Source organism: Acinetobacter junii CIP 64.5 (assembly GCF_000368765.1).
Taxonomy (GTDB): domain Bacteria; phylum Pseudomonadota; class Gammaproteobacteria; order Pseudomonadales; family Moraxellaceae; genus Acinetobacter; species Acinetobacter junii.
This window is the reverse complement of sequence record NZ_KB849655.1, coordinates 1,079,998-1,104,204: the sequence shown is the minus strand read 5'-3', so window position 1 is coordinate 1,104,204 and position 24,207 is coordinate 1,079,998. Positions and strand designations below refer to the sequence as shown.

Annotated in this window: 21 protein-coding genes; 11 read left to right on the top strand and 10 right to left on the bottom strand. The window is 38.3% G+C overall.

Features of this window, described 5'->3' with window-relative positions; translation table 11 throughout:
- Positions 1 to 333 precede the first annotated feature (333 nt).
- From prpF to F948_RS10845, 3 genes are all read left to right on the top strand, one after another.
- The gene (gene prpF / locus F948_RS10855; protein ID WP_004908514.1) at positions 334 to 1,521 is read left to right on the top strand and encodes a 2-methylaconitate cis-trans isomerase PrpF; all 1,188 of its coding nucleotides are present in this window, start codon (positions 334 to 336) and stop codon (positions 1,519 to 1,521) included.
- 156 nt (positions 1,522 to 1,677) lie between these two features.
- Positions 1,678 to 2,589: a polyprenyl synthetase family protein gene (locus tag F948_RS10850; protein ID WP_004963714.1), complete on the top strand. Its 912-nt coding sequence runs from the start codon at positions 1,678 to 1,680 to the stop codon at positions 2,587 to 2,589.
- 13 nt (positions 2,590 to 2,602) lie between these two features.
- Positions 2,603 to 2,914 (top strand): DUF3817 domain-containing protein, encoded by a 312-nt coding sequence (locus F948_RS10845; RefSeq protein ID WP_004963712.1) that lies wholly within the window; start codon positions 2,603 to 2,605, stop codon positions 2,912 to 2,914.
- Between the two features lie 69 nt (positions 2,915 to 2,983).
- Here the strand turns inward: F948_RS10845 and F948_RS10840 are convergent, their stop codons facing one another.
- The 4 genes from F948_RS10840 to F948_RS10825 all read right to left on the bottom strand — a co-directional run bounded on the left by F948_RS10840 (position 2,984) and on the right by F948_RS10825 (position 6,025).
- Positions 2,984 to 3,832: an SPFH domain-containing protein gene (locus tag F948_RS10840; protein ID WP_004908506.1), complete on the bottom strand. Its 849-nt coding sequence runs from the start codon at positions 3,830 to 3,832 to the stop codon at positions 2,984 to 2,986.
- A gap of 18 nt (positions 3,833 to 3,850) precedes the next feature.
- The gene (locus tag F948_RS10835) at positions 3,851 to 4,312 is read right to left on the bottom strand and encodes an NfeD family protein (RefSeq protein ID WP_004908503.1); all 462 of its coding nucleotides are present in this window, start codon (positions 4,310 to 4,312) and stop codon (positions 3,851 to 3,853) included.
- A 106-nt stretch (positions 4,313 to 4,418) separates the two neighbouring features.
- The gene (locus F948_RS10830; RefSeq protein WP_004963709.1) at positions 4,419 to 5,336 is read right to left on the bottom strand and encodes a patatin-like phospholipase family protein; all 918 of its coding nucleotides are present in this window, start codon (positions 5,334 to 5,336) and stop codon (positions 4,419 to 4,421) included.
- 62 nt (positions 5,337 to 5,398) lie between these two features.
- Entirely contained in the window at positions 5,399 to 6,025 is a 627-nt protein-coding gene (locus tag F948_RS10825) for a lysophospholipid acyltransferase family protein (protein ID WP_004908496.1), read from the bottom strand.
- A 144-nt stretch (positions 6,026 to 6,169) separates the two neighbouring features.
- Here F948_RS10825 and F948_RS10820 point away from each other — a divergent pair, with 144 nt between their 5' ends.
- The 5 genes from F948_RS10820 to F948_RS10800 all read left to right on the top strand — a co-directional run bounded on the left by F948_RS10820 (position 6,170) and on the right by F948_RS10800 (position 12,851).
- Positions 6,170 to 7,429, top strand: a complete 1,260-nt coding sequence (locus F948_RS10820; RefSeq protein WP_004963706.1) for an MFS transporter — start codon at positions 6,170 to 6,172, stop codon at positions 7,427 to 7,429.
- A 313-nt stretch (positions 7,430 to 7,742) separates the two neighbouring features.
- Positions 7,743 to 8,873 carry a porin gene (locus tag F948_RS10815; protein WP_004963704.1) on the top strand — a complete coding sequence of 377 codons (1,131 nt, stop codon included), beginning with the start codon at positions 7,743 to 7,745 and terminating at the stop codon, positions 8,871 to 8,873.
- Positions 8,874 to 9,177: 304 nt separating this feature from the next.
- The gene (locus F948_RS10810; RefSeq protein ID WP_004963699.1) at positions 9,178 to 10,818 is read left to right on the top strand and encodes a phosphoethanolamine transferase; all 1,641 of its coding nucleotides are present in this window, start codon (positions 9,178 to 9,180) and stop codon (positions 10,816 to 10,818) included.
- Positions 10,819 to 10,832: 14 nt separating this feature from the next.
- Complete coding sequence (locus F948_RS10805; protein WP_004963696.1) at positions 10,833 to 11,510, top strand: DNA-binding response regulator PmrA; 678 nt, start codon at positions 10,833 to 10,835, stop codon at positions 11,508 to 11,510.
- 6 nt (positions 11,511 to 11,516) lie between these two features.
- A complete protein-coding gene (locus F948_RS10800) occupies positions 11,517 to 12,851 on the top strand; it encodes a sensor histidine kinase (protein ID WP_004908485.1) in 1,335 nt (444 codons plus the stop codon).
- A gap of 11 nt (positions 12,852 to 12,862) precedes the next feature.
- On the opposite strand, the gene F948_RS10795 is transcribed toward F948_RS10800, so the two are convergent.
- From F948_RS10795 to F948_RS10785, 3 genes are all read right to left on the bottom strand, one after another.
- Positions 12,863 to 13,669: a hypothetical protein gene (locus F948_RS10795; protein ID WP_004908482.1), complete on the bottom strand. Its 807-nt coding sequence runs from the start codon at positions 13,667 to 13,669 to the stop codon at positions 12,863 to 12,865.
- Positions 13,670 to 13,715: 46 nt separating this feature from the next.
- Positions 13,716 to 14,432 (bottom strand): phosphatase PAP2 family protein, encoded by a 717-nt coding sequence (locus F948_RS10790; RefSeq protein ID WP_004963692.1) that lies wholly within the window; start codon positions 14,430 to 14,432, stop codon positions 13,716 to 13,718.
- A gap of 115 nt (positions 14,433 to 14,547) precedes the next feature.
- The gene (locus F948_RS10785; protein ID WP_004908475.1) at positions 14,548 to 15,735 is read right to left on the bottom strand and encodes an ammonium transporter; all 1,188 of its coding nucleotides are present in this window, start codon (positions 15,733 to 15,735) and stop codon (positions 14,548 to 14,550) included.
- A 421-nt stretch (positions 15,736 to 16,156) separates the two neighbouring features.
- On the opposite strand from F948_RS10785, the gene F948_RS16730 reads away from it, so the two are divergent.
- The 3 genes from F948_RS16730 to F948_RS10770 all read left to right on the top strand — a co-directional run bounded on the left by F948_RS16730 (position 16,157) and on the right by F948_RS10770 (position 18,951).
- A complete protein-coding gene (locus tag F948_RS16730; RefSeq protein WP_004963689.1) occupies positions 16,157 to 16,858 on the top strand; it encodes a cache domain-containing protein in 702 nt (233 codons plus the stop codon).
- A gap of 72 nt (positions 16,859 to 16,930) precedes the next feature.
- Complete coding sequence (locus tag F948_RS16725; protein ID WP_004963686.1) at positions 16,931 to 17,836, top strand: GGDEF domain-containing protein; 906 nt, start codon at positions 16,931 to 16,933, stop codon at positions 17,834 to 17,836.
- A gap of 74 nt (positions 17,837 to 17,910) precedes the next feature.
- Entirely contained in the window at positions 17,911 to 18,951 is a 1,041-nt protein-coding gene (locus tag F948_RS10770) for a coiled-coil domain-containing protein (RefSeq protein WP_004963683.1), read from the top strand.
- Between the two features lie 104 nt (positions 18,952 to 19,055).
- Here the strand turns inward: F948_RS10770 and F948_RS10765 are convergent, their stop codons facing one another.
- Genes F948_RS10765 through F948_RS10755 form a run of 3 tightly spaced genes read right to left on the bottom strand, consistent with a single transcriptional unit; the run spans position 19,056 to position 23,994 of the window.
- On the bottom strand, positions 19,056 to 19,712 hold the full coding sequence (locus F948_RS10765; protein WP_004963679.1) for an HNH endonuclease: 657 nt from the start codon (positions 19,710 to 19,712) through the stop codon (positions 19,056 to 19,058).
- A 1-nt stretch (position 19,713) separates the two neighbouring features.
- Positions 19,714 to 21,039 carry an ATP-binding protein gene (locus tag F948_RS10760; RefSeq protein WP_004963677.1) on the bottom strand — a complete coding sequence of 442 codons (1,326 nt, stop codon included), beginning with the start codon at positions 21,037 to 21,039 and terminating at the stop codon, positions 19,714 to 19,716.
- A gap of 57 nt (positions 21,040 to 21,096) precedes the next feature.
- On the bottom strand, positions 21,097 to 23,994 hold the full coding sequence (locus tag F948_RS10755; protein ID WP_004963674.1) for a valine--tRNA ligase: 2,898 nt from the start codon (positions 23,992 to 23,994) through the stop codon (positions 21,097 to 21,099).
- Positions 23,995 to 24,207: the final 213 nt, after the last annotated feature.

Below are 24,207 nucleotides of genomic sequence, written 5' to 3'. Positions count from 1 at the left end.
TAGATTGAATGATTTTCGACTAGTAAAAGTACAGACAGGCTATGACTGGAAAGTTGTTTTTAAAATTCATTTAAAATCTTATATTTGGGTGAATAGTAAACTAAGTGAAGTTTGTTTTCTGAGCATTTAAATCGGGCACTTGATTTTTAAACCGCGTATAAATGTTTCGATGCCATTGTTAATTTGTACAAAAATACTCAATATAGTGAGCACATTTTACCCATAACAATTGACCGAAAAGCAATTGGTCGTATGGCATATTTTATTGCTGTGCAGTAATTTTAGACTCAAGATTTACTTGCACCAAGAACATGATAAAAGGATGAAATTGACATGAGCTCAGTACCGCAAATCAAAGTCCCTGCAACATATATGCGTGGTGGCACAAGTAAGGGTGTTTTTTTCAAACTTGATGATTTACCTGAAGCGGCACAAGTAGCAGGCAAAGCACGTGATCAACTTCTTCTCCGTGTGATTGGTAGTCCTGACCCATACGGTAAACAAATCGATGGTATGGGAGGGGCGACCTCAAGTACCAGTAAAACGGTAATTTTGGCTAAAAGTACACAGCCTGAACATGATGTTGATTATTTATTTGGACAGGTTTCAATTGATCAGCCTTTTGTAGATTGGAGTGGTAACTGCGGAAACCTCACTGCTGCTGTAGGTTCTTTTGCAATTTCAAATGGTTTGGTGGATGCAGCTCGTATTCCTGAAAATGGAATTTGCACAGTTCGTATTTGGCAGAAGAATATTCAAAAAACCATTATTGCGCACGTTCCAGTGACCAATGGTCAAGTTCAAGAAACAGGTGATTTTGAATTAGATGGTGTCACTTTCCCTGCGGCAGAAGTTCAAATCGAATTTTTAGATCCTGCTGATGATGGTGAAGAAGGTGGGGATATGTTCCCTACAGGAAATGTTGTTGATGAATTGGTGGTACCTGAGATCGGTACTTTCCAAGCAACTTTCATTAATGCAGGTATTCCAACTATTTTCTTAAATGCAGAAGCGATTGGTTATCAAGGCACTGAATTACAAGATCATATTAATGGTGATGCCGCAGCACTAGCTCGTTTTGAAAAAATCCGTGCGTATGGTGCTGTTCAAATGGGTTTGATTAAAGACATCTCTGAAGCTGCTGCGCGTCAGCATACTCCGAAGATTGCTTTTGTATCTCAACCAAAAACCTATACATCATCAAGTGGTAAAACAGTTGAAGCTGCTGATGTTGACTTATTAGTACGTGCACTATCAATGGGTAAACTTCACCATGCCATGATGGGAACTGCTGCAGTTGCAATTGGTACTGCTGCTGCGATTCCTGGTACGTTAGTGAATTTAGCTGCTGGTGGTGGTGAGCGTGAAGCGGTTCGTTTTGGACATCCATCAGGCACGTTACGTGTTGGTGCTCAAGCTGAGTTGATTGATGGAAAATGGGCTGTGAAAAAAGCCATAATGAGTCGTAGTGCACGTGTTCTGATGGAAGGTTGGGTTCGTGTACCAGGTGATACCTTCTAAGCCGTTTTCATCAGTTTTAAACACCTCCATTTGGAGGTGTTTTTATTTTGTATAGCTTGAAAATACAAAGATAATCTATCGGGATAAATAGTGATATGATGTTGCCATTCTGACAGATGCTGTCACTTCTTCATTTATTCATTTTTCGAGGCAATTGTGTCGTCTATTTCTCCAGTTAATGCGGATGTTTTAAAACAAGCTCAACAACGTATTCAACAAGATTTATTGACAGCATTGGCTGCATTTTCTCTCCCAGAACCACTCAAAGCAGCTGTTCACCATGCCGTTATGCTTGGTGGTAAAAGAGTCCGCCCAGCTTTATGTTATGCGGCAGCTTCGTTACAGGCCAACCAAAACTTTGCTGCCGCACGTCGTGCAGCTGTCGCAGTAGAACTGATTCATTGCTACTCACTCGCACATGATGATTTGCCTTGTATGGATAATGATTTACTGCGTCGTGGTCAACCGACTTGTCATGTTGCATTTGGTGAAGATACTGCTTTGTTGGCAGGTGATATTCTGCAATCGATGGCATTTGAGATTTTAGGCAGTCGTTTATTTGACGATCAGGCACAAGGTACAGATGCAGCTGTTGTTCTCAAGCAAATGCAAATCTTAGCTACAGCAAGTTCAAAGATGGTTTGCGGTCAGGTTTTGGATCTCCAAGCTGAAGGTAAGCATGTTGCCCAAGATGAATTGGAAAATATTCACCGTAATAAGACAGGTGCTTTAATTCAGGCTGCCATCATGATGGGCGCTGTGACTATTTACTCTGGCACAGATCAGGCGATTCCAAAATTACGTCAGTTTGGTCAGAGCATTGGCTTAGCTTTCCAAGTTCAGGATGACATTTTGGATATTACGGCGAGCACTGAAACCTTAGGTAAAACCGCAGGCAAAGATGAACAAGTCCAAAAATCAACATATCCTGCTTTAATGGGTTTAGAGCAAGCACAAGCCTATGCACAAACCTTACATGATCAAGCATTTGAAGCATTAGAATACTTTGGTGAAAATGCCAAAGAGTTGATTGAGATTTCTAAATTTTTATTAGATCGAAAAAATTAATTTGGGGAAGTATATGAACGTACAAGCTTTACGGTTTGTGGGAACGCTTGAAGGCATTTCATTTTTATTATTGCTCGGCGTTGCCATGCCGATTAAGTATATTTGGGGAAATCCTGTTTTTGTCAAATATATTGGGATGGGGCATGGTGTTTTATTTGTACTATTCCTTGTGATGCTTTTAGTTGTTTGCCATCGAATGAAATGGTCTCTGTCAATCTTTAATTTGGGCTTGATTGCTGCCATTTTACCATTTGGCCCTTTTATCTTTGATCGTAAAGTTAAGCAATTAGCCGAAAAAGATCATTCAACGTTGATCGCAGAGTAAGATGTACTCAAGTACAAAAAAAAGCCATGATGATCATGGCTTTTTTTGCAAATAAAACGTTAAAAACAATTAACGTCCCATAAGACCACGAATTGTATTTAAAACATCGGCTGGTAAAACCACTGTTTTTGCATTATTCGATTTCGCCATATCTTGCATAGCTTTTACATATTGTTCGCCCAATAGGTAAGCAACAGGAATTTCTTTGTCGCCAACAGCATTGGTCACCATATTAATTGCTTTCTCTGATGCTTCTGCAAGAACAACTTGAGCTTCTGCATCACGACGAGAGGCTTCGAGACGTCCTTCAGCTTCCAAAATCGCTGCTTGTTTTTCACCATCAGCTTTCGTAACAGTTGCACGACGCTGACGTTCAGCTGCAGCCTGTGCTTCCATTGCAGATTGCATCGTATGTGATGGTTGAATATCTTGAATTTCTACAGTTTTAAGTGTAATCCCCCAATCAGAAATATCATCTGAAATAGCAGCCTTTAATTTCGCTTTGATATGATCACGTGACGACAAGGCATCATCCAAATCCATTTCACCTACGATCGAGCGCAGAGAAGTTTGTACAAGATTTTGAATCGCCCAAGTATAGTTTTCGATACCATACACGGCTTTTTCAGGTGTGGTCAGATTGATATAAGCAACGGCATTCATCACTAACACTGCATTATCACGTGTGATCACTTCTTGTGATGGAATATCTAAGACAATATCTTTCGTCGTGATTTTATATGCAACTTCATCTACATATGGAATCACAAAATTGAGACCCGGATTCAACGTGGTATGGTATTTACCAAGACGTTGAACAATCCATTTATAACCTTGGGGAACAATTCGAACCCCTTTAAAAATGGTTATACCAACAAAAGCGAAGAGCGCTAAAACAACAATAGTACCGACAGACATTAGAAACCCTCTTTATGTTTATGAAGTGCTATGCGGTTGAACAACTAAATCATTACCCATGATATCAATAACACGAACACGATCTCCGACTTTTACAGGAGCTGTGCTTCGACAGTTCCACTCATCAGAGCCGAGTACAGGCATTGGAAAACGCACCACGATTTGACTGTGATCCAGTCCAGTTTGGATGACCATCCCCACTTGACCAATGGTTGCTTCACGGGATAAACCCGCTTTGGTCTTATCAATTGAGAGTGGTTTTATAAATTTAAACCAAAGAATCGTACATAAAATCGATAAAATCCCCCAAGTGATCACTTGAGTGGTAAAGCCCATCATTGGGAAAAGCCAAAGTAAAATACACACCATCACTGCTGCTATACCAAACCATAGTGCAGCAAATGCAGGTAATACCAATTCTGAAAGAATTAACAAAATACCTAATACCAACCAGTGCCAAGGCTCAACTACAAATTCCATAGATTTGCTCGTATCGTTAAACGGTAAATAGAGGTGAAAAAATATTCACCTCTAGCACTGTAACAGATGATTATCTTTATGAATATATAAAGATAATGAATGTGTTTTAGAATTTTGGTCGAGGGGCAGGTTTAAATGCTGCAGGGGATTTTTTGAAGTTAGTAATTGCAGCTCGGATCGCTGTGATCTTGGCTTGAGCCGCCTTTTCACCTTCTAAGATAGCTTGGTTACTTGATTTTAGATCAAGTACACCGAGATGACCGACTTTCGGCTGAATCACGACAGTAGCTTGATTAAGTTCTTCGTTAATACTTTGCTGACCCATGATATTAATCGTCTGATCTAGTAATCCCCACATATTCATGGGTTTATCACCTGTAGGACGCGCAGAAATATCAACCGCGATTACGATATCAGCACCCATATCTTTCGCTGTTTTTACAGGAATAGGGCTGACTAAACCACCGTCGACATATTTGGTACCACCGATGACCGTTGGCACAAAGACATTTGGAATACTACATGATGCACGTACAGCTTGACCTGCATTGCCTTTAATAAATTCAGCTTTCTTGCCGTTGTCTAAACGAGTTGCTACAGCAGTAAAACGTATTGGGAATTTCTCAATCGGCTTGTTGGCAACTTGACTGTTGACATAATTCTGAAGTTTTTGCCCCATGATAAAACCTTGGCTATTTAAGGTGAGATCACGGATGTCAGACTCTTGTAGTTTTAATGCAAGACTTTGCATCTGATAAGGCGTTTGCCCACTTGCATAAATGCTACCAACAAAGCTGCCAGCACTGGTGCCGGTCACAATTTTAGCTTTAATGCCATGTGACTCAAGGACTTTGATGACGCCAATATGTGAAAAGCCTTTAGCACCGCCACCGCCTAATGCTAGAGCAATCACGGGCTCACGTGCTTTTAAGGTTGAAGTTGGTGGCGTTTTTTTTGCAACTTGATCACAACCAAATAATGTCAAGCTAACAAGTGCTAAACAGGAGAGTTGAGCAATTTTCATATCAAAAGGAGATAAAATCGACGAAAAGATGGGCACATCTCAGCAGATTTGCCCTCGATTTTCTAGTTTTTTTTCACAAGTTTTTGTAATGGCTCTGCTAACCAATTTGGATTTTTGGGAGAAAAATGTCCTTGGTAAAAACCCATAATTTTTTCAAGATCTTGTTGATAATGACCTGTTGGCGTAAAGGCACCTAAGCAGTAAATCGTTTTGTGGTCATAATCAAAAGAAAACATCACAATCGGAATGCCTGCTGCATGTGCAATATGGTAGAAACCACTTTTCATTTTTTCGGCTTTTTTACGCGTACCTTCAGGTGCCATTCCGACCCAGATTCGATCGCACTTTTGAATTTCCGCAACGACCTGTTCAGTCAAACCATTGGTACTGTCACGATGCACAGGGATTAATCCCGCCCAGTTGAGAAGGGGCTTAAATGGAGGCTTAAATAGTGTATCTTTGCCTAGAACCGTAATCTTGAGCCCCAAACCGCCAATCGCAAGAAAACCGTACCACCCATCAATATTAGACGTATGTGGTGAGATAATAGCGACTGCTTTGGGTAAGTTTGGAATTTCACCAACCACTTTCCAACCTTGACTTAGAAAGAGTTTCTTACACAATGCACGGCTGTAACTGGTTCCTCTTTGTGGTACTAGAGGCGGTAATTCAGGAAAATGTTGTGACATAGGTTCAGAAAAATAATGACAACTTTAATCATCTTAAACTCTCACTATCTGCATCGCATTGGCAAAAAATGAGATTTTATTGTGGTGGTTTTGAGAGGATTAGATAGTTGAACTTACAAAGAAATACTTTAGGAACAGCCTTACATGCCTAATCTTCGTCAAATCTATTTATTGCTATTTTCGTTGTATTGGGCACAAGGTTTACCTGTCGGTTTTATGACACATGCTTTACCTGTGATTTTAAGATCTCAAGGTGTATCTCTGGCACATATTGGCGGTTTTGGATTATTGATGTTGCCGTGGTCGATCAAAATCTTTTGGGCTGTATATGTTGATCGTTATGCAATCTCGAATTTAGGTCACTATCGCAGTTGGATTATTCCTACTCAATTCGCTAGTGTTGTTATTTTGGTGATATTGTCCTTTTTTCCGATTCATGCACTTGATCAACCTCTGTATTTATTAATCTTCTTTACTTTGCTGTTATGTATAAATCTTACAGGTGCGACACAAGATATTGCGACGGATGCTTTAGCTGTTAATTTACTTAAAAATGATCAATTACACTGGGGTAATACCTTTCAAGTGATTGGTTCTCGGTTAGGGTTTATCGTCGGTGGAGGTGTCGTACTTTGGTGCTTGGATTGGTTATATTGGCAAAAAACATTTTTATTGTTGGCGGTTTTAGTATTCCTGAATACCATTCCTATTTTATTTCATAAAGAACCTGAACGAATTAAATCGATAAATTCTAATAACAGTTCAAATCATTCAAAAATTGATGCGATTAAACAATATCTTCATTATTTTAGCTCGTCTCCACAGTTAAAAGCATGGTTGCTAGTATTAATCACTTTTAAGATTGTTGATGGATTGACAGGGCCTATATTAAAACCACTTGCTGTTGATTTAGGTTTAACTTTTTCTCAAATTGGACTTTATATTACAATTTTAGGTGCAGTAGCTGCATTGTTAGGCGCAGCAATTGCAGGGGGGGTGTTGAAATATCTGTCTAAGGCATATGCCTTGATTATATTTTCTATGTTAAAAATTCTAAGTCTATTTTTCTATGTTTATTTGGGTTATGTATTTGAACATAATAAAAAAATTGATTCTTCTGTAATATATGCAATCAACGCCTTTGAAGATGCATGTTCCGCGATGTTGTTGGTGGTCATGCTCAGCTTAATTATGAGTTACAGCCGTAAACACTTTGCGGGAACTGACTTTACTTTGCAGGTTTCAATTATGGCGACAGTCAGTGGTTTATTATATTTACTAAGTGGATTACTTGGTGATTTGCTTGGATATTACAATTATTTGTCTGTAATTTTTCTAATATCATTCATTTGTTTGCTACCAATTTTTAATTGGAAGAAATATGTAAATATTAATCAAGGTTGATTACAAATTTATAAAGCTTGGATATTAAACTGTAATATTTTGAGGTGACAATATAAGGATTTTCGATAAATGTATTTCTTCATTCAATTGTTTTTTAGCTCTATTTCTTGAGTCTAAAATATGATGAATAATATTGTAAATTACTGACTAATAAATATTTTTTGGTGTGGATATAATAAGAAAAGATAAGGTGTTAGTCTCGGCTAAAAATTAAACTTTAGTCGAAAATAGAATAAATAAATAATATTTTAATCGTTTTGTCATATAAAGTTAATGTGTAGGATTTGTTACAAATTTAGCTAGGACGTAAACAATGAAAATCAAAATTGTAACAGCAGCAGTGCTTGGTTTACTCGCAACATCAACATTTGCAGCACCAACAATCTATGGTGAGATTGATGCCAGTGTTGATTATTTACCAGAAAAAAATGCAACGATTGGAAATAAGGATGTTTGGGAAATTAGCTCAAATATTTCGTTCATTGGGATTAAAGGCGATGAAAAACTCACTGATCGTTTAAGCGCTGTATATGCTGCAGAATGGGGTTTAAGTGCTGATGGCGATACCACTGATTGGAGCCAACGTAACCGCTTTGTTGGTTTGAAAGACGCTCAGTTAGGTACAGTTAAAATTGGTAAACATGACACACCAGTCAAGCAACTCTCAAGTGTTGTAGATACCTTCAACAACTATGTTGCTAACAAAGCAGATGTAACAGGGATTTTTACTGGCGAAAACCGTATTGATAATGTAGTGATCTATGAGTCACCTGCAGTCAAAGTTCTTGATGGTGCATTTAAATTTAATGCTTTACTGGCAACAGGTGAGGCGACTGGGATTAAGCAAAGCAGTGGTGGTGCTAAAGTTGAAGGTCAGGGCTTAGGTGATGCTTGGTCAGCTTCGGTAACTTATGAAAATCCACTTTTTGTTGCGGGTCTTGGTTATGACAAAGCGATCCCAAGTACGTTCTTAGGTAAAGGTATTTTAAATGCATCTGATCCTGAAATTGCTGGCGGATCAGTGTTTGCTGCTGCAAATACAGTTCGTGCGATTGGCCGATTAAATCCAATTGAAGGTTTAGCGCTTAAAGCACTTTATCAAAGTTCAGAAGTTGAAGAAACTTCTTATGCTGATGCAGGTGATGCAACTAAATGGGCTGCAAAAGCTAAAAATATTGATGATGCACAAGGTTGGTTAGTTGGTGCTGAATATAACATTCCACAGTCTAAAAACTGGACAGTGAAAGCTCAATACAGCCAAAACGATACCAGTTTCAAAGACAACAGTGCAGACTTCAAAGCCAAACAAGTGATTGCTGGTGCTGACTATGCATTTAGCAAACAAGTTAAAACATACGGTTATGCAGGTTATCTAACGCTTGAACAAGCGGACAAAAAAGATAAGCAACCTGTAGCAGGATTAGGTTTAGAATTTAAATTCTAATATCTTGTATCTAAAAACACCCCCTAAGTTTGACTTAGGGGGTGTTTTTTTATTTCTATTTTATTATGTTGTAATATAATCATTTAACTGAATAAAATGATTTTCGATAATAAAACTAAGATAAATTTTAGATGGAAAGTAAATGGAATTCATTGTTTTAAAATGAATTATTTTGAAATATACTTTGATGTCTAGATATAGATCCATTGTTTTGTTAACTCTCAATTATTTAGTTTAAGTCATTTTTAAGTTTTTATTCTTATCTTAAGCAAGTTAAGAAATCTATTTTCAGACTGTGAAGATCATGTTCCTACAGAAACTCAAGACCAAATCGATATCCTTGTTTGCATTTAATCTATTGCTTGCAATATGGTTAGGTATTTTTCTTAACTTTGCTTTTTATGAAAAAATCCAATCGCTTACGCCCTATACTGGGATAAAAGCGGGAATGTTTGTCGCAGCATCCGTTATAGTCGTTGTTGCAGCTTATCATTTTATTTTTCAGCTTTTTAACTGGAAATGGACAGCAAAACCAATAGCGATTGTTTTAGTTTTTATTGGTGGCTTTGCTTCATATGCTGTGAATACGCTTGGTGTTTTAATTACATCAGAGCAAGTGCAAAATTTAATGCAAACTGATGTTGCTGAAGCACGTGATACATGGTCTTGGCATTTAGTTGTATGGACATTAGGAATGACAGTACTTCCCATCATTGCAATTTTGATGGTGAAGTTAAAGCCTGAACCAATGCTGCGTCAAATTGTAAAAAAAGTGATTGCTTCAATTGTTTCATTGGCTTTGGTTGGTGGATTATTGTTTGTTTTTTACGTTGATTTTGCAGCGATATTCCGTGAACACCGTGATTTGAAGGGAATGATCTCACCGCAAAATATGATTGCTTCATTTGCTTCATATTATAAGAAGAAAGCACCTAAAGAAAATTTACCGTTAGTGACTTATGGTGAAGATGCTTCAATGCAGAAAGCGAATATTGCTGCTTTACCTAAATTGATGGTTTTAGTGGTGGGTGAGACGGCACGTGCAGAAAACTTTTCTTTGAATGGTTACGCTAAGAATACCAATCCGAAGCTTGCGAAACAGGATTTAATTAATTTTGCTCAAGTGAGTTCTTGTGGTACAGCGACAGCTGTTTCCGTACCATGCATGTTCTCAGGTATGCCACGTAAAGAATATGATGAACGACTTGCAAGCCATCGTGAAGGTCTACTGGATATTGCAAAACGTGCAGGTTATCAAGTGACATGGATTGATAATAATTCTGGTTGTAAGGGAACTTGTGATCGAGTTGAACAATTTAAGATTCCAGAGCCAATTCAAAAGAAATGGTGTAAAGATGAAGAGTGTTTTGATGATATTTTAATTGATAGCCTGAAAGCTTATCTTGCAACAATTCCTAAAGATGATACGCGTCCACGCTTAGTGGTACTACATCAAATGGGTAGTCATGGTCCAGCCTATTACAAACGTATTCCAGCAGAATTTAAAGTTTTTAAACCAACCTGTGATACCAATGCGATTCAAGGTTGTTCGCGTGATTCACTTGTGAATAGTTATGATAATACCTTGCTTTATACGGATTATGTTTTGGACTCATTGATTAAAACGTTAAAAGGTCAAACACAGCACGAAGCAGGCTTGTGGTATTTATCGGATCACGGTGAATCAACAGGTGAAAGTGGCATGTATTTACATGGAGCGCCATATGCAATTGCCCCCACTCAACAAACCCATGTTCCAATGTTTATGTGGTTCTCTGATCTTTGGAAAAAACAAGCTCCAGAACAAATGAAATGTTTAGCGAAGCAAAATAAGAGTGAATTGAGTCAAGATAATTTGTTTCCAACGATGTTAAGTTTACTTGATGTCAAAACTAAGGTGATTGACCCTAAAAATGACATGTTAGCGACATGTTCTAACCCATAAGGTGAGATAAAGTCATGACCAAAATCTTGATGATAGAAGATGATTTTATGATTGCAGAGTCAACATTGACTCTGTTGCGCTACCATCAATTCGAGGTAGAGTGGGTCAATAATGGCGTAGATGGGCTATCCTTATTAGCAAAGCATAATTTTGATTTGGTTTTGCTTGATTTGGGATTGCCTATGATGGATGGTATGCAGGTATTGAGACAAATCCGTCAGCGTAGTGCACTTCCAGTATTAATCATTTCAGCCAGAGATCAACTGCAAAACCGTGTCGATGGATTGAATCAAGGTGCGGATGATTACCTAATTAAACCTTATGAGTTCGATGAGTTATTGGCACGAATTAATGCACTATTACGTCGAGGTCATGCAGAAACAGCACAACTTAAAAGTCAATCGCAGTTATTGAAAAATGGTGATTTGGTTCTTGATGTCGAGCAGCATTTGGCGACCTTCAAAGGACAACAGATTGAGTTATCAAACCGTGAATGGGCAATTTTAATTCCGCTTGTAAGCCATCCAAATAAAATCTTCTCCAAAGCAAATCTTGAAGATAAGCTTTATGATTTTGATAGTGAGGTGACCAGTAATACCATAGAGGTTTATGTACATCACTTACGTGCAAAACTAGGGAAAGATTTTATTCGAACTATCCGTGGTTTGGGTTACCGACTAGGACAATCATAAATATTTATGAAAATATCTAAGCAATACTCACTGAAAAAAAGACTGATTTGGGGAACCTCGGTCTTTAGTTTACTGCTTGGATGTTTATTAATTTTTACAGCTTATAAAACAGCTTTACATGAAGTTGATGAGATTCTTGATACACAAATGCAATATATGGCTGAGCGTTCGACTGCTCAGCCATTAACAACTGTTGTGAGTAAAGTTGAATTGCATCGCACATATCACGAAGAAGATTTGCTGGTTGATATTTGGGCTTATAAAGATCAAAGTCATTTATGGCATCAAACGCATCTATTGATTCCACCAGTGAAGCAAGCAGGTTTTTACACGCAAGAAACCCCACAAGGAAAATGGCGTGTTTATGTCATTCCGTTAAAAGATTATCAAATTCAAGTGAGCCAACAAGAGCAGGTACGCAAGAACTTCGCTTGGGAGTTGGCAGGCAGTATGTTTGTGCCATATGTGCTGTTACTGCCTTTTGCAATTATTATCTTAGCATTCATTATTAGTCTCAGTTTAAAACCTTTAGAAGACTTCAAGGCTGAATTGCGCAGTCGAGATTCGGATGGCTTAGCACCGATTGATAGCCAAGATTATCCGCAAGAGTTAATTCCAACTATTGAAGAAATGAATCATTTGTTTGGACGAATCCAACAGGCACAGGCTGAACAAAAGCAATTTATTGCAGATGCAGCACATGAACTCAGAACACCTGTAACGGCATTAAATCTACAAACCAAGATTTTAATGAGTCAATTCCCTGAGCACGAAGCTTTAATTAATCTAAGTAAAGGATTGGCGAGGATTCAGCATCTGGTGACACAATTACTGGCATTGGCTAAACAAGATGTAGGTTTAAATTTGATTGAGCCAAATACGGAGTTTCGTTTGAATGATGTTGCACTCAATTGCGTCGAGCAATTGGTCAACTTAGCCATGCAAAAAGAAATAGATTTGGGTTTTGAGCGTAATGATGTGATTGAAATGAATAGTTTGGAGTCAACGATTCATTCGATTATTTTTAACCTGATCGACAATGCGATTAAGTATACGCCTAATCAAGGCATCATTAATATTTCAGTCTATAGTGACCAAGACAATTTTGCATGCGTGCAAATTGAAGACAGTGGTGTTGGCATCGACCCTGAAAATTACGATAAAGTATTAAAACGTTTCTATCGTGTGCATCATCATCTAGAAGTGGGTAGCGGCTTAGGACTTTCCATCGTTGATAAAGCTATTCAACGTTTAGGCGGTACGCTGCAACTGTCTCGTAGTATTGATTTGGGTGGCTTATCCGTTTTAGTACGCTTACCAAAAATCTTAAATCATCACTGAGTCACTTTGATTTAAGTATTGCTTTCCGCATGCTCTCGAAGATAACGCAGAAACAACACACATTTTTGGATGCGTTTACCATCATTGCCGACGCGGTTTACATTGAGTCTGAGCACCCAGTTTAAGCGTTTTCCAACTTTACAAATGTCTTTATACACTTGTGGTTCAGCGAGTAGAGCTTGGTAAAGGATATAGCTTGCATCATTAAGCTGTTCAAATTCGAAATGATAGGCCGTCGAGAAAATATATAAAATCCAATCACGGACAAAACAATCGTGCAAGCTGAGCACGGATGCAGGATCAGTTTCGAAATCAATAAAACTAAAATGTCTTTCTTGATCGACTAAAATATTACGTGCAAAAGCTTCGCTTAAATAACCACCTTGCAAATGAACATATTGAACTGCTTGAATCGCTTGGGTAAATAAAGTGGTTTTAGCTGCTAAATCATCTTTGCAGTATGCAAGTGCTTGATCTAATTGTTTAACTTTACTTTGATGTTGAGCGCCAATATCTTCCAGTAAAATCCCTTTGTCAGAATGAGCAAGCACATTAGGTGTTGATACACCGAGTTGTTTGAGCTGTTGAATACGCTGATATTCACATCGAATCGCCGCCGCGCCACCTTGATTCGGGACAGGCATAATGGCACCAAGATTGAAAATCTTGGCAAGCCATTTCAATGGCGTATATAACCATAGACCATGACGTTCAGATGCTTTTTTTAACCATACTTTACCAGTATCGAGCTTATAAGCCTGAATAGATGCTTGTTGGGTTTTTAAGGTATTGTCTAAAAAAGTCTGAAAGTCATCCATTCGCAGCAAACTATAATTAGGTGATTGTATAAGGGTGTTTGATTGCTCACTTTACCACATCAGGCAAAACTTTCGGAGTATCAATTATGTTCGAGCGTATGAGATGGCGTTGGTAGGTTAAAGCATACACAACAAGATTGATTGCAAAGCAGATCCACGCTGTCCATAAATTATGGCTGAGAAAATGAGCACCACGCATCATCTGCGCCCATCCCATCGCAAAACCAAGTAGGATACCTGCAAATAAATAAAACCATGCTCGTTTTTGTTCATCGAGTCGATAGACAAAATAACCTGTTACCAGTGCAAAGCCTGTACTAGCATGTCCACCAGGAAAACAATGTCCTGCTGTAGCAGAAAAATCCCATGTGAAGCCTGTGGTTGTTGCAGTCGTCATTGCCCAAGGACAAGCATGAGCAGCATTTGCTTTGATTAGCCCGATCACACAAGTACATAACATGCTGACCCAAAACATATAGCCATATTTCCAGCGGTTTGCTTTGAGTTTTTCAACTTTGAAAGATGCTATCCATAATAAGAAAAAACTAATGTAGACCAGCGTTAAAACTTTTTTGACATAGGTGTGATTGAGCTTTGCTAGATACCAATCACCTTTTAGCGCAAAATCACCAAATGTACCTACCCAAGGTTGGATTAAGTACATATCTATGCTGCCCCCTACAGGAAAGACCCACCACAAAATAAAAAAACTGATTAAAAGTAAGAAACTGGTGAGCAGAAAAAATGGCGTTTTAATAATCATAGGATTAAACGTCGAAAAGTAAACAATCTATGATTTATTAAACTGTTTTAATCTTAAACAGCTCTTAAAATTGACATAAAAAAAGCGGCGTTTCCGCCGCATAAAACATTAAAACTTAAAACATTGATTCTTCAGAATTCGCTGAAATCTTATGAATCGAAAGGTCAGCACCACGATACTCATCTTCTTGAGATAAACGGATGCCCATAGTGACTTTTAAAATGCCATATACGACAAAACCACCTACCAATGCGATAGCAACACCTAAGCCAGTCCCGATGATTTGAGAAATAATCGATACTCCACCCAAACCGCCAAGCGCTTGCTGACCAAAGATACCTGCCGCAATACCCCCAAAAGCACCACAGACACCATGTAATGGCCAAACCCCCAAGACATCGTCGACTTTGAGTTTGTTTTGCGTGTAAGTAAATAGATAAACGAACATGCCACCAGCAGCTCCACCGATAACCAATGCACCGATAGGATGCACGATGTCAGAGCCAGCACAGATCGCTACTAAACCAGCCAAAGGACCATTGTGCAAGAAGCCTGGGTCATTTTTACCCATAAAGTTTGCTGCCAAAGTACCACCAACCATCGCCATTAATGAGTTGATCGCAACTAAGCCAGAGATAGCATCAACACGTTGAGCACTCATTACGTTGAAGCCAAACCAACCTACGATCAAAATCCATGAACCCAAAGCTAGGAATGGAATAGATGAAGGAGGGTGAGCACTAACACGACCGTCATTTTTATAACGACCATTACGCGCACCTAACAAGATCACCGCAGCTAAGGCAATCCATCCACCCATCGCGTGTACAACTACAGAACCAGCGAAATCATGGAAAGTTGCACCAAAAGAGCTTTCAAGCCATTTTTGGAAACCATAGTTTCCATTCCAAATCATCCCTTCAAAGAACGGGTAGATCAGGGCAACTAAAAGTAAAGTTGCGATCGCTTGTGAACGCATTTTGGCACGTTCAGCAATACCCCCAGAGACAATCGCTGGAATGGCAGCAGCAAAGGTTAATAAGAAGAAGCAACGCATCAGGTTATAACCATGATCAGCAGCTAAAACTTCACCTGCATGAAAAAAGTTTTGTCCATAGGCAATCCAATAACCAACAAAGAAGTAGGCAATTGCGGAAATTGCAAAGTCAGTCAGAATTTTACTGAGTGCATTGACTTGGTTTTTGTGACGAACGGTGCCTAGCTCTAAAAATGCAAAGCCTGCATGCATTGCCAAAACCAGTACTGCACCGAGCAGTAAGAAAAATAGATCTACGTTTTGCATAGTGGTGCTCAAAAAAAGTGCTAAATTTTATTTTGGTGCGAGTATTTGATTCATTTTTTGCACCAAAATAGATTTAGTAAATCTAAAAACTCAAGCTGTAGCGTCACAACTCAATTTGATGGATTTTGTGATGCAAAAAACGCACCAATTTAGAAAATAAATTGTAAATATGATGAAAATTGGTGCGTGTTGTCTGAAAAGCATAGGGCCTTAAAGATTGATACAAAGGAAGGCGAATCATTTGCATCAATAAAACACTTGAGAGCATGAGTTTGCACTTTGTTGGATTTAGTGTAGAAGTCTGAATCAGTTGCGATCAAATTTATTTGATTTTAATGAGTAGTTCATCGAATCCGAACATAATTCATAAAAAATACCTGATATATTTGAGAGATCAAAAAATCATTTGCGATAGGGTGCAATGAAAAAGAATATGTTCCAAATCGACACCTTTCGTAATCGTTTACTGATTGTATTTGCAGGCATGGCCCTTATTCTAGGGTTGTGTATTACCTTGTATATTGGATATAAAGCCTCAGCGCAAATGACTCAATCCAGTGGTCAAACGCTGTACGCGACGGCAAAAAATATTAGCAATACTTTGGCAAATTCTCTGACAGAACGCGAGCGGGAGATGGTGCTTTTAAGTGAGTCTCCATTTTTTATAGATACCGACTTTAAAAATCCTAAACTGCAATTGAAACTCGATCAAGTACAACAGTCGTATAAGTATTATCCATGGTTAGGAATTGCAAACCCTAGTGGGAAAGTAGAAGTTGCGGCCAATAAACTACTAGAAGGGGCAGATGTTTCAGCAAGACCATGGTTTATTGAAGGCTTGAAACATGTTTATTTGGGCGATGTACATGAAGCAGTTCTGCTTGCGAAAAAATTAAAAGCCATTAATCCCAATGAACCCATGCGTTTTATTGATTTTGCAACGCCAATCTACGACCCAAATACCAAAGTATTGAAAGGTGTTTTGGCCGCACATGCAGATTGGAGTTGGGCTCAGCAAGTTTTAAAAACAGCTTTGCCAGAAGATGCAGCTGAAAAAGGCATCGAGGTATTTATTGTCAATAAGCAAGGGGAGATTCTTTATCCCTATAAAAGTATTGGATAAGTTCAATTATCTGCGATCTCGCAGCAGCACAATCATTATTTTGTTGATACTTGGAATGAGGGACAGAAGTATTTGACCACAGATGTTGCTGTGATCTCAGATACAGAAATGAGCTTAGGATGGCATGTCATAATCCGTCAACCCGTGTCTACAGCACTTGCGGAGGTTCGTGCTTTACAGCAACAAATTGTGCTGATTGGTTTAATCGTCACCTTATTCATGCTTACTCTCACTTATCGCTTAGCCAATCGTTTTAGCCGTCCAATTGAAAATTTAGCGAAAAGTGCACATGCGGTCGAAGAGGGACAAGAAGATGTTCATTTTGAGGTAAATAGTAGTATTCGAGAAATTACAGGTTTATCACAGTCTTTAAATAGCATGACTAAAACGCTGTTAACCCAAAAACATCAGCTCATGGATGCCAATATCACGCTTGAACAAAAGGTACAAGAACGCACGCAGGAACTCGAACAAGCCAATATTGAATTAGAAAAATTGGCTCGGTACGACGCATTAACGGAATTATATAACCGACACGCACTCACGGATTATTTAGATTATTTGTACGCACAGTTTGCACGAAGTCATTTGGCTTATGCGGTGTTGTTAATGGATGTCGATTTCTTCAAAAAAGTGAATGATCAATATGGGCACGAAGTAGGCGACTTTGTTCTGAAAAGCGTAGCGCAACAGTTGTCCTCGACGGTGCGTGAGTCTGACTTTGTTGCCCGTTATGGTGGTGAAGAGTTTGTAGTGTTGTTACCTGCTACATCGCTTGAAGGGGCAGTAGCTTTGGCGGAAAATCTGCGACAGGCGGTAGAAAATGCGCCTATTTTGGATCATCACCCAATTTCCATCAGCATCGGAGTGAGTGTGGTACAGGCTGGGGATAGTGATGCACAGGCTGCGATGCGTCGTGCCGACCAATATTTGTATCAAGCTAAAGCACAAGGTCGTAACCGAGTGATTGGAGCTTAATTGCCTGCTTAGTGATGTAGCAGATCGGGGTGATCTGTTACACTACGACCTTCTGTTTTATCTTCTTCTGTTGCATGTCTTTCGATATAAAAATAAGCCGATCATCTAAAGATGAACCTTCACCACAGCAGAAAAAGCTGAATCGCCTGATTGATCAAATAGAACAGCAAAAAATCAGCCTTGCTGCATGGCAGAATGCACAAGCTGAGATTCAACAGCACACACGGCAAAAGCTGATGCCTGTGTATAGCGAGCTGCATGAAATCCTGTTTCAGCAGTTAGATCAGCTTTGGATGCTGTTACAACAGCATGAGTTTTCCAAAGCGGATATGCAGCAACTCGATGAGAAAATCGCACAACTTGCCCGTATGTTGAAACGTTCACAAATGTTGAATGAAGTACAGCTCTCACTTGTGAAGCAGATCGATACTTTTTATCAACAACATACTCAACAATCTGTTAAAAAGTCTAAAAAAGCACAGTCAGAAAAGTTTGAGTATCAAGCATCCTCTGAGCAGAGTATCGAACAACATGCAAAACAAGCGAGTGAACTAGAAGAAGACTTTGAGCAATATGCTGCGGAACAACAACAAGCAAGAGAGAAAGCTAAGCAGTTACGCCAGCAACAGAAACGTGAACAAGCTGAGCAACTGGCAGCACAATCACTTAAAACGGTGTATTTAAAAATAGCTGCCATGATTCATCCTGACCGTGAGCAAGATGAAACTAAGAAAGCAGAAAAAACCGAATTGTTTCAGCAAGCGAGTCAGGCGTATGAACAGCAGGATTTGTTTTATTTGCTCAAACTCCAGTTACAGCTTGAACAGAATAGAGGTGTAGGAACTAAAGAGCTATCAGCGGAGCAAGTGAAGTTTTATAAACTGGCTTTGGATGCACAAAGTCAGCAGCTTGAAAGTCAAATTGAAGAGATTTTAGATTCTTTTCAGTTGGCGAAAAAAGTAAAAGCCGAGCATCTGCATATCAGCGATGTGTATAAAGCGATAGATGCGGACTGTGCTGAGTTAAAGCAGCAGGTGAAATGGGAAAAGGAACGATTAAAGCATATGAAAAAAGTGAGTGGAGTAGAGATGTTGTTGGGGCATGGGGTGCTTTGATTTTTTAAGTATTTTTTCCTAAGAAAGAGAATAACTCATAGACTATTGAGCAGAAATTTAAATTTTATATGTCACGTAACATTTCTATATAAGATGCCAAAAAGTTACATGGATGCCATAATTCTCTGAACTAACTCTATTTTTTGTTCTTTTGTAAGATCATTCAAATCTTTTTCTATAAAATTATCTAAGCTCGAAACTTGTTTACCTTTCATATCTTTGTAACCCGCAAATTCTTGATAAAAACGGTTTAAATCACACATTTTGGCAGTTGCTTTTCCTTTCGGTGTATGGGCTTTGAGAAAATAATGATCAGGATATTCACAATGATTCGCAGGTACACGTTCAATATGTTCTTCATACTTATCAAATAAAGGATGAATAATCTTAAATCTACTACTTGTACTTGGGTAATTTGGACGATTACAAGCCCTCACTCCTTCAGTATGGGGATTTTGGTCTCCTTTCTCATGATTACAATCAGGGCAAATAATAATTAAATTTCTAGGTTCAAAAAGAAATTGGGGAAATATGGATTTAGGTAAAATATGTTCGACTTGCCAATGTAAACCATTTGTAGAAAAAATATATTGTTTACAGTAAAAACAAGTAAATTTCTGATCAGAAACATAGTGATTCCTAATTAATCTACGAAAATTATTAACATCTTTATTCTTCTCGTCATTCCATAGTTGATAACTTTTCTTATCATATCTATTAATAAAATCTTGTAGCTCAGTAGGAATTTGAAAAATTTCCATTTTAATCCCTATAGCTATTTACGAGATTGAAAAGAATTCTAACTTTATCCTCTTGGTCTATTTTTTCTTCTTTTAATAATTTATTTATATGTTTAAGAAAATTATTTGATTCGGTGTTTAGTATAAAGTCCTCTTCATTGTTTAGTTTATTCAATAGAAGAATAAGTTTTCTAATTAAATATTCATTATTTTTTCCAGGGAAATTAAAAACCTCTGATAGTTGAAAATCAGATGATCTATTTTTAAAACTTTCAATCGTTTTTAATGAATTATTAGTTAAATCAAGAATAAAGCTATTTTTTTCTGATATTCCGGATATGAGTTGTGGAGAGTGAGTTGCAATAAAAAAATGACATCCATAATAGTTTTCAGATACTAACTCAATAAGTTCAATAATTTTTTCTTGCCACTGTGGGTGTAAATTTATTTCTGGCTCATCTATGCATACTAATGAATTATCAGTGATTGTAGCTGTCAATCCTAAAACTAAACTTAAAACAGCAAGTTCTCCAGAGCTTAAATCTGTATAATTAAATATTTTTTTATCTTTAGAAAAGGATACTTTATAAATTCTAACGAGTCCTGATTCTATTAAGAATGATATACTTTCAAGCTCGTATAAAGATAAGTGAAGTAAGTCAAAGCTTCTTAAATTTTTTAAATCATATAAGCTATCTTTTAAACGTCTAAATATTTCATACTCTTCACTTGTAATGTTTTTAGAATTATTAAAGTAATTATTAATTTTAATATTTAAATCTTCTGTTTTAAAGCTATTGGTTGGTAGAATTGTACATTTCACATAGTGATCTAGTTTTAAGAAGTCTAAAATTGTCAATAGATTATAATATGGTTTTTCTTTAAAAGAGAATTGAGTTAAAAATGATTCAAAGGATTGAGCGAAGTTAAGGTTCGTATTTAGGTTCTTATGAAATTTAATATTATTTTCGTCAAAAAAATTAAAAAGATAATGATAGTTTTTTTTTGAAAAATTATTTATTTTTTTTCTGTAATCATAGCCACCAGAGTAAATAGGTGTTCTAGCTTCAAAAGCTAGTCTGGTATATTTGTTGTTTGATATCTGCTCTTTATTTGGAAGATCACGGTAGGAAGGGAATTTATGATATTGAGTGTTAGAAAGAGCTAAAACTTTATCAAATTTATCTTCTTCTAATGCATGAATTATAAGACTTCTTAAAAGTCGACTTTTACCAACAGAGTTTTTACCCACTAAAAAAGTAAATATATTGGTATTTTGTAATTCAAAATCATTGTCTATAAATTTAAGAATATTTTTATTTTGTTCTAATTGATATATGATTGGCATAAAATCCCCCTCAAATTTGAAAGGGATTCTAACTTAAATGCTAATTAAATTAAAGTGTTACAGCGCAGCAATTTGCTCCATACTTGCTTTAATTTTGCTTAACTGATCAGCAAACTCAGCTAATTTCACTTTTTCACCTTCAACTACGGCTGCTGGTGCTTTAGCAACAAAACCTTCGTTAGAAAGTTTAGTTGCGATTTGGTCATGTTGCTTTTGAACCTTATCCAAGTCTTTCTGCAAACGACCCAATTCAGCTTTAGGATCAATCAAACCTTTCATCGGTACAAATACAGATGCATGGCTTACAACGCTAGAGCATGAGAGAGGTGGCTCTTGCTCATTGGTCAAGAACTCAATGCTTTCAACTTTTGCGAGTGCTTTGAACAACGCTTCGATACGGATGATTTGCTCACGTTCTGCATCAGAAATATTCTTAAGCAATACAGGTAATAAACGTGCATTACCTAAGCCCATTTCACCACGAATATTACGTACTGCACCGATCAAACCTTGTAACCACTGCATATCTGCTTCAGCTTGATCATTGATCTTCGCTTGTTCAGGAACAGGGTATTGCGCAGTCATAATCGTAGCACCGCCTTTGCCTAACATCGGCGCAAGGGTTTGCCAGATTTCTTCTGTCAAATACGGCATTAACGGATGAGCCAAACGTAAAGACGCTTCCATCACGGCAAGGAGTACACGGCGAACTTCAGCTTTACGCTCTTCTGACACATTGGCATCGTTAAGCACAGGCTTGGTCAGTTCGACATACCAGTCGCAGTATTCATTCCAGATAAAGTCATAAATCGCTTGCGCCGCAAGGTCTAAACGATAGGTGGCAAATGCTTGATGAACAGCAGCTTCTGCTTTTTGTAAACGGCTGATGATCCATTGTTCAGGAAGTTCCCAAAGATCAGGACGAGCTTCTTGACCAACGGTTTGACCTTCGACATTCATCAGAACAAAACGGGTTGCGTTCCAGATTTTATTACAGAAGTTACGGTAGCCTTCAACACGTTTTAAATCGAACTTGATGTCACGACCTGTGTTTGCAAGCGCACAGAAGGTAAAACGTACTGCATCCGTACCATAGGCATTGATGCCTTCTGGGAATTCCTTACGGGTTGATTTCTCAATCTTCGCAGCATCTTTCGGATTCATTAAGCCCGTGGTACGTTTCGCAACTAGGCTTTCTAAATCAATACCGTCGATCAAATCGAGTGGATCAAGTACGTTGCCCTTAGACTTCGACATCTTCTGACCTTCACCATCACGGACTAAGCCATGCACGTAAACCGTCTTAAATGGTACTTGAGATGAACCATCTTCATTTTTCATGAAGTGCATGGTCATCATGATCATACGTGCAACCCAGAAGAAGATGATGTCAAAACCTGTCACCAATACATCAGTCGGGTGGAACGTTTTAAGGAAATCGTTGGCTGCATCTTTCTGTGCATCGCCAGTCCAGCCTAAAGTTGAGAATGTCCAAAGTGCAGAGGAGAACCATGTATCCAGTACATCTTCATCCTGATTTAATTCAATGTCAGCAGCGATGTTGTTTTTGGCACGAACTTCTTCTTCGTTGCGTCCCACATAAACATTACCTTCAGCATCGTACCATGCAGGAATACGGTGACCCCACCACAGTTGACGGGAAATACACCAGTCCTGAATGTCTTTCATCCATGACATATACATATTGGTGTATTGTTCTGGGACAAACTTGATACGACCATCTTGTACAGCGTCAATTGCAGGCGCAGCCAAAGGCGCAATTTTCACATACCATTGGTCTGTGAGTAATGGTTCAACAATCACGCCTGAACGGTCACCGCGTGGTGCTTTCAAGTCATACGGATCAATCTTGTCCAGCCAGCCTTCAGCTTCTGCCTGTTCAACCAGTTTTTTACGGGCAGCAAAACGCTCCAAGCCGATATAATCCGCAGGGGCAGGCAACAGTTGTGAAATTTGCTCACCCGCTTTGGCGATATATTCAAACTCAGCCAACACTTCGGCATTTTTGTTGAAGATATTGATAATCGCTAGACCACAACGTTTACCTACTTCATAGTCATTGAAGTCATGCGCAGGTGTGATTTTTACACAGCCTGTACCGAAGTCTTTTTCAACGTATTCATCTACAACAACTGGAACTAAACGACCTGTGATCGGTAGAACAATGTTTTTACCGATAAGGTGTGCATAGCGTTCATCTTCAGGATGTACTGCAACTGCTGTATCGCCCAATAATGTTTCAGGACGTGTGGTTGCCACCACAAGGTAGTCATTACCATCTTTGGTTTTAAGCGATTTGTCTTCAAAGAAATATTTAAAGTGCCACAACGAGCCTTTTTCTTCTTTGCTTTCAACTTCAAGATCAGAAAGGGCAGTTTGTAGTTTTGGATCCCAATTCACCAAACGCTTACCACGATAGATCAAACCATCTTCGTGAAGTTTAACAAACACTTCTTTCACAGCATTGGATAAACCTTCATCCATCGTGAAGCGTTCACGTGACCAATCGACTGATGAGCCTAAACGACGGATTTGACGTGTAATTGTTCCGCCTGATTGTTCTTTCCATTCCCAAACTTTGTCGATGAACTTTTCACGACCTAAGTCATGGCGGTTAATCCCTTGGAGACCAAGTTGACGCTCGACGACCATCTGCGTTGCAATTCCCGCATGGTCAGTTCCAGGTTGCCATAAGGTATTTTTACCCATCATACGGTTATAACGAGTCAGAGCATCCATGATGGCATTGTTAAAGCCATGACCCATGTGCAAGCTACCCGTAACGTTTGGTGGTGGAATCATGATACAGAATGATTCACCTTGACCTGATGGTTTGAAATAACCGTTTTGTTCCCAGATTTGATACCACTTCTTTTCGATCTCGGTTGGATCGTAAGTTGTTGCGATATTTTGAGCAGATTGAGCGTCAGTCATAGTACAGAAGATCAAAATAGAATAAAAAATTGCGTCTATTGTAGCAAAAAAATGATGAATATTTTCATCAAAAAAAGTCGATGAAAACAGTTGGTTTTTTTCTTGAAAAAGTTAGATTTATGTATGTTACATCACACAATTAAAAATGTTTAAGCATAAAACAACGATATTAGGACTTACGCATTGACGGATTCAAAAAAGTACTAAAATACT

What these genes read in the sequence shown, in the direction of transcription:
- F948_RS10820 (WP_004963706.1), top strand. Translation starts at nt 6,170, where the DNA reads ATGCCTAATCTTCGTCAAATCTATTTATTGCTATTTTCGTTGTATTGG.
- F948_RS10765 (WP_004963679.1), bottom strand. Translation starts at nt 19,712, where the DNA reads ATGGAAATTTTTCAAATTCCTACTGAGCTACAAGATTTTATTAATAGA.
- F948_RS10755 (WP_004963674.1), bottom strand. Translation starts at nt 23,994, where the DNA reads ATGACTGACGCTCAATCTGCTCAAAATATCGCAACAACTTACGATCCA.
- F948_RS16730 (WP_004963689.1), top strand. Translation starts at nt 16,157, where the DNA reads ATGAAAAAGAATATGTTCCAAATCGACACCTTTCGTAATCGTTTACTG.
- F948_RS10840 (WP_004908506.1), bottom strand. Translation starts at nt 3,832, where the DNA reads ATGTCTGTCGGTACTATTGTTGTTTTAGCGCTCTTCGCTTTTGTTGGT.
- F948_RS10810 (WP_004963699.1), top strand. Translation starts at nt 9,178, where the DNA reads ATGTTCCTACAGAAACTCAAGACCAAATCGATATCCTTGTTTGCATTT.
- F948_RS10845 (WP_004963712.1), top strand. Translation starts at nt 2,603, where the DNA reads ATGAACGTACAAGCTTTACGGTTTGTGGGAACGCTTGAAGGCATTTCA.
- F948_RS10795 (WP_004908482.1), bottom strand. Translation starts at nt 13,669, where the DNA reads ATGGATGACTTTCAGACTTTTTTAGACAATACCTTAAAAACCCAACAA.
- F948_RS10770 (WP_004963683.1), top strand. Translation starts at nt 17,911, where the DNA reads ATGTCTTTCGATATAAAAATAAGCCGATCATCTAAAGATGAACCTTCA.
- F948_RS10785 (WP_004908475.1), bottom strand. Translation starts at nt 15,735, where the DNA reads ATGCAAAACGTAGATCTATTTTTCTTACTGCTCGGTGCAGTACTGGTT.
- prpF (WP_004908514.1), top strand. Translation starts at nt 334, where the DNA reads ATGAGCTCAGTACCGCAAATCAAAGTCCCTGCAACATATATGCGTGGT.
- F948_RS10760 (WP_004963677.1), bottom strand. Translation starts at nt 21,039, where the DNA reads ATGCCAATCATATATCAATTAGAACAAAATAAAAATATTCTTAAATTT.
- F948_RS10800 (WP_004908485.1), top strand. Translation starts at nt 11,517, where the DNA reads ATGAAAATATCTAAGCAATACTCACTGAAAAAAAGACTGATTTGGGGA.
- F948_RS10815 (WP_004963704.1), top strand. Translation starts at nt 7,743, where the DNA reads ATGAAAATCAAAATTGTAACAGCAGCAGTGCTTGGTTTACTCGCAACA.
- F948_RS10830 (WP_004963709.1), bottom strand. Translation starts at nt 5,336, where the DNA reads ATGAAAATTGCTCAACTCTCCTGTTTAGCACTTGTTAGCTTGACATTA.
- F948_RS10825 (WP_004908496.1), bottom strand. Translation starts at nt 6,025, where the DNA reads ATGTCACAACATTTTCCTGAATTACCGCCTCTAGTACCACAAAGAGGA.
- F948_RS10790 (WP_004963692.1), bottom strand. Translation starts at nt 14,432, where the DNA reads ATGATTATTAAAACGCCATTTTTTCTGCTCACCAGTTTCTTACTTTTA.
- F948_RS10835 (WP_004908503.1), bottom strand. Translation starts at nt 4,312, where the DNA reads ATGGAATTTGTAGTTGAGCCTTGGCACTGGTTGGTATTAGGTATTTTG.
- F948_RS10805 (WP_004963696.1), top strand. Translation starts at nt 10,833, where the DNA reads ATGACCAAAATCTTGATGATAGAAGATGATTTTATGATTGCAGAGTCA.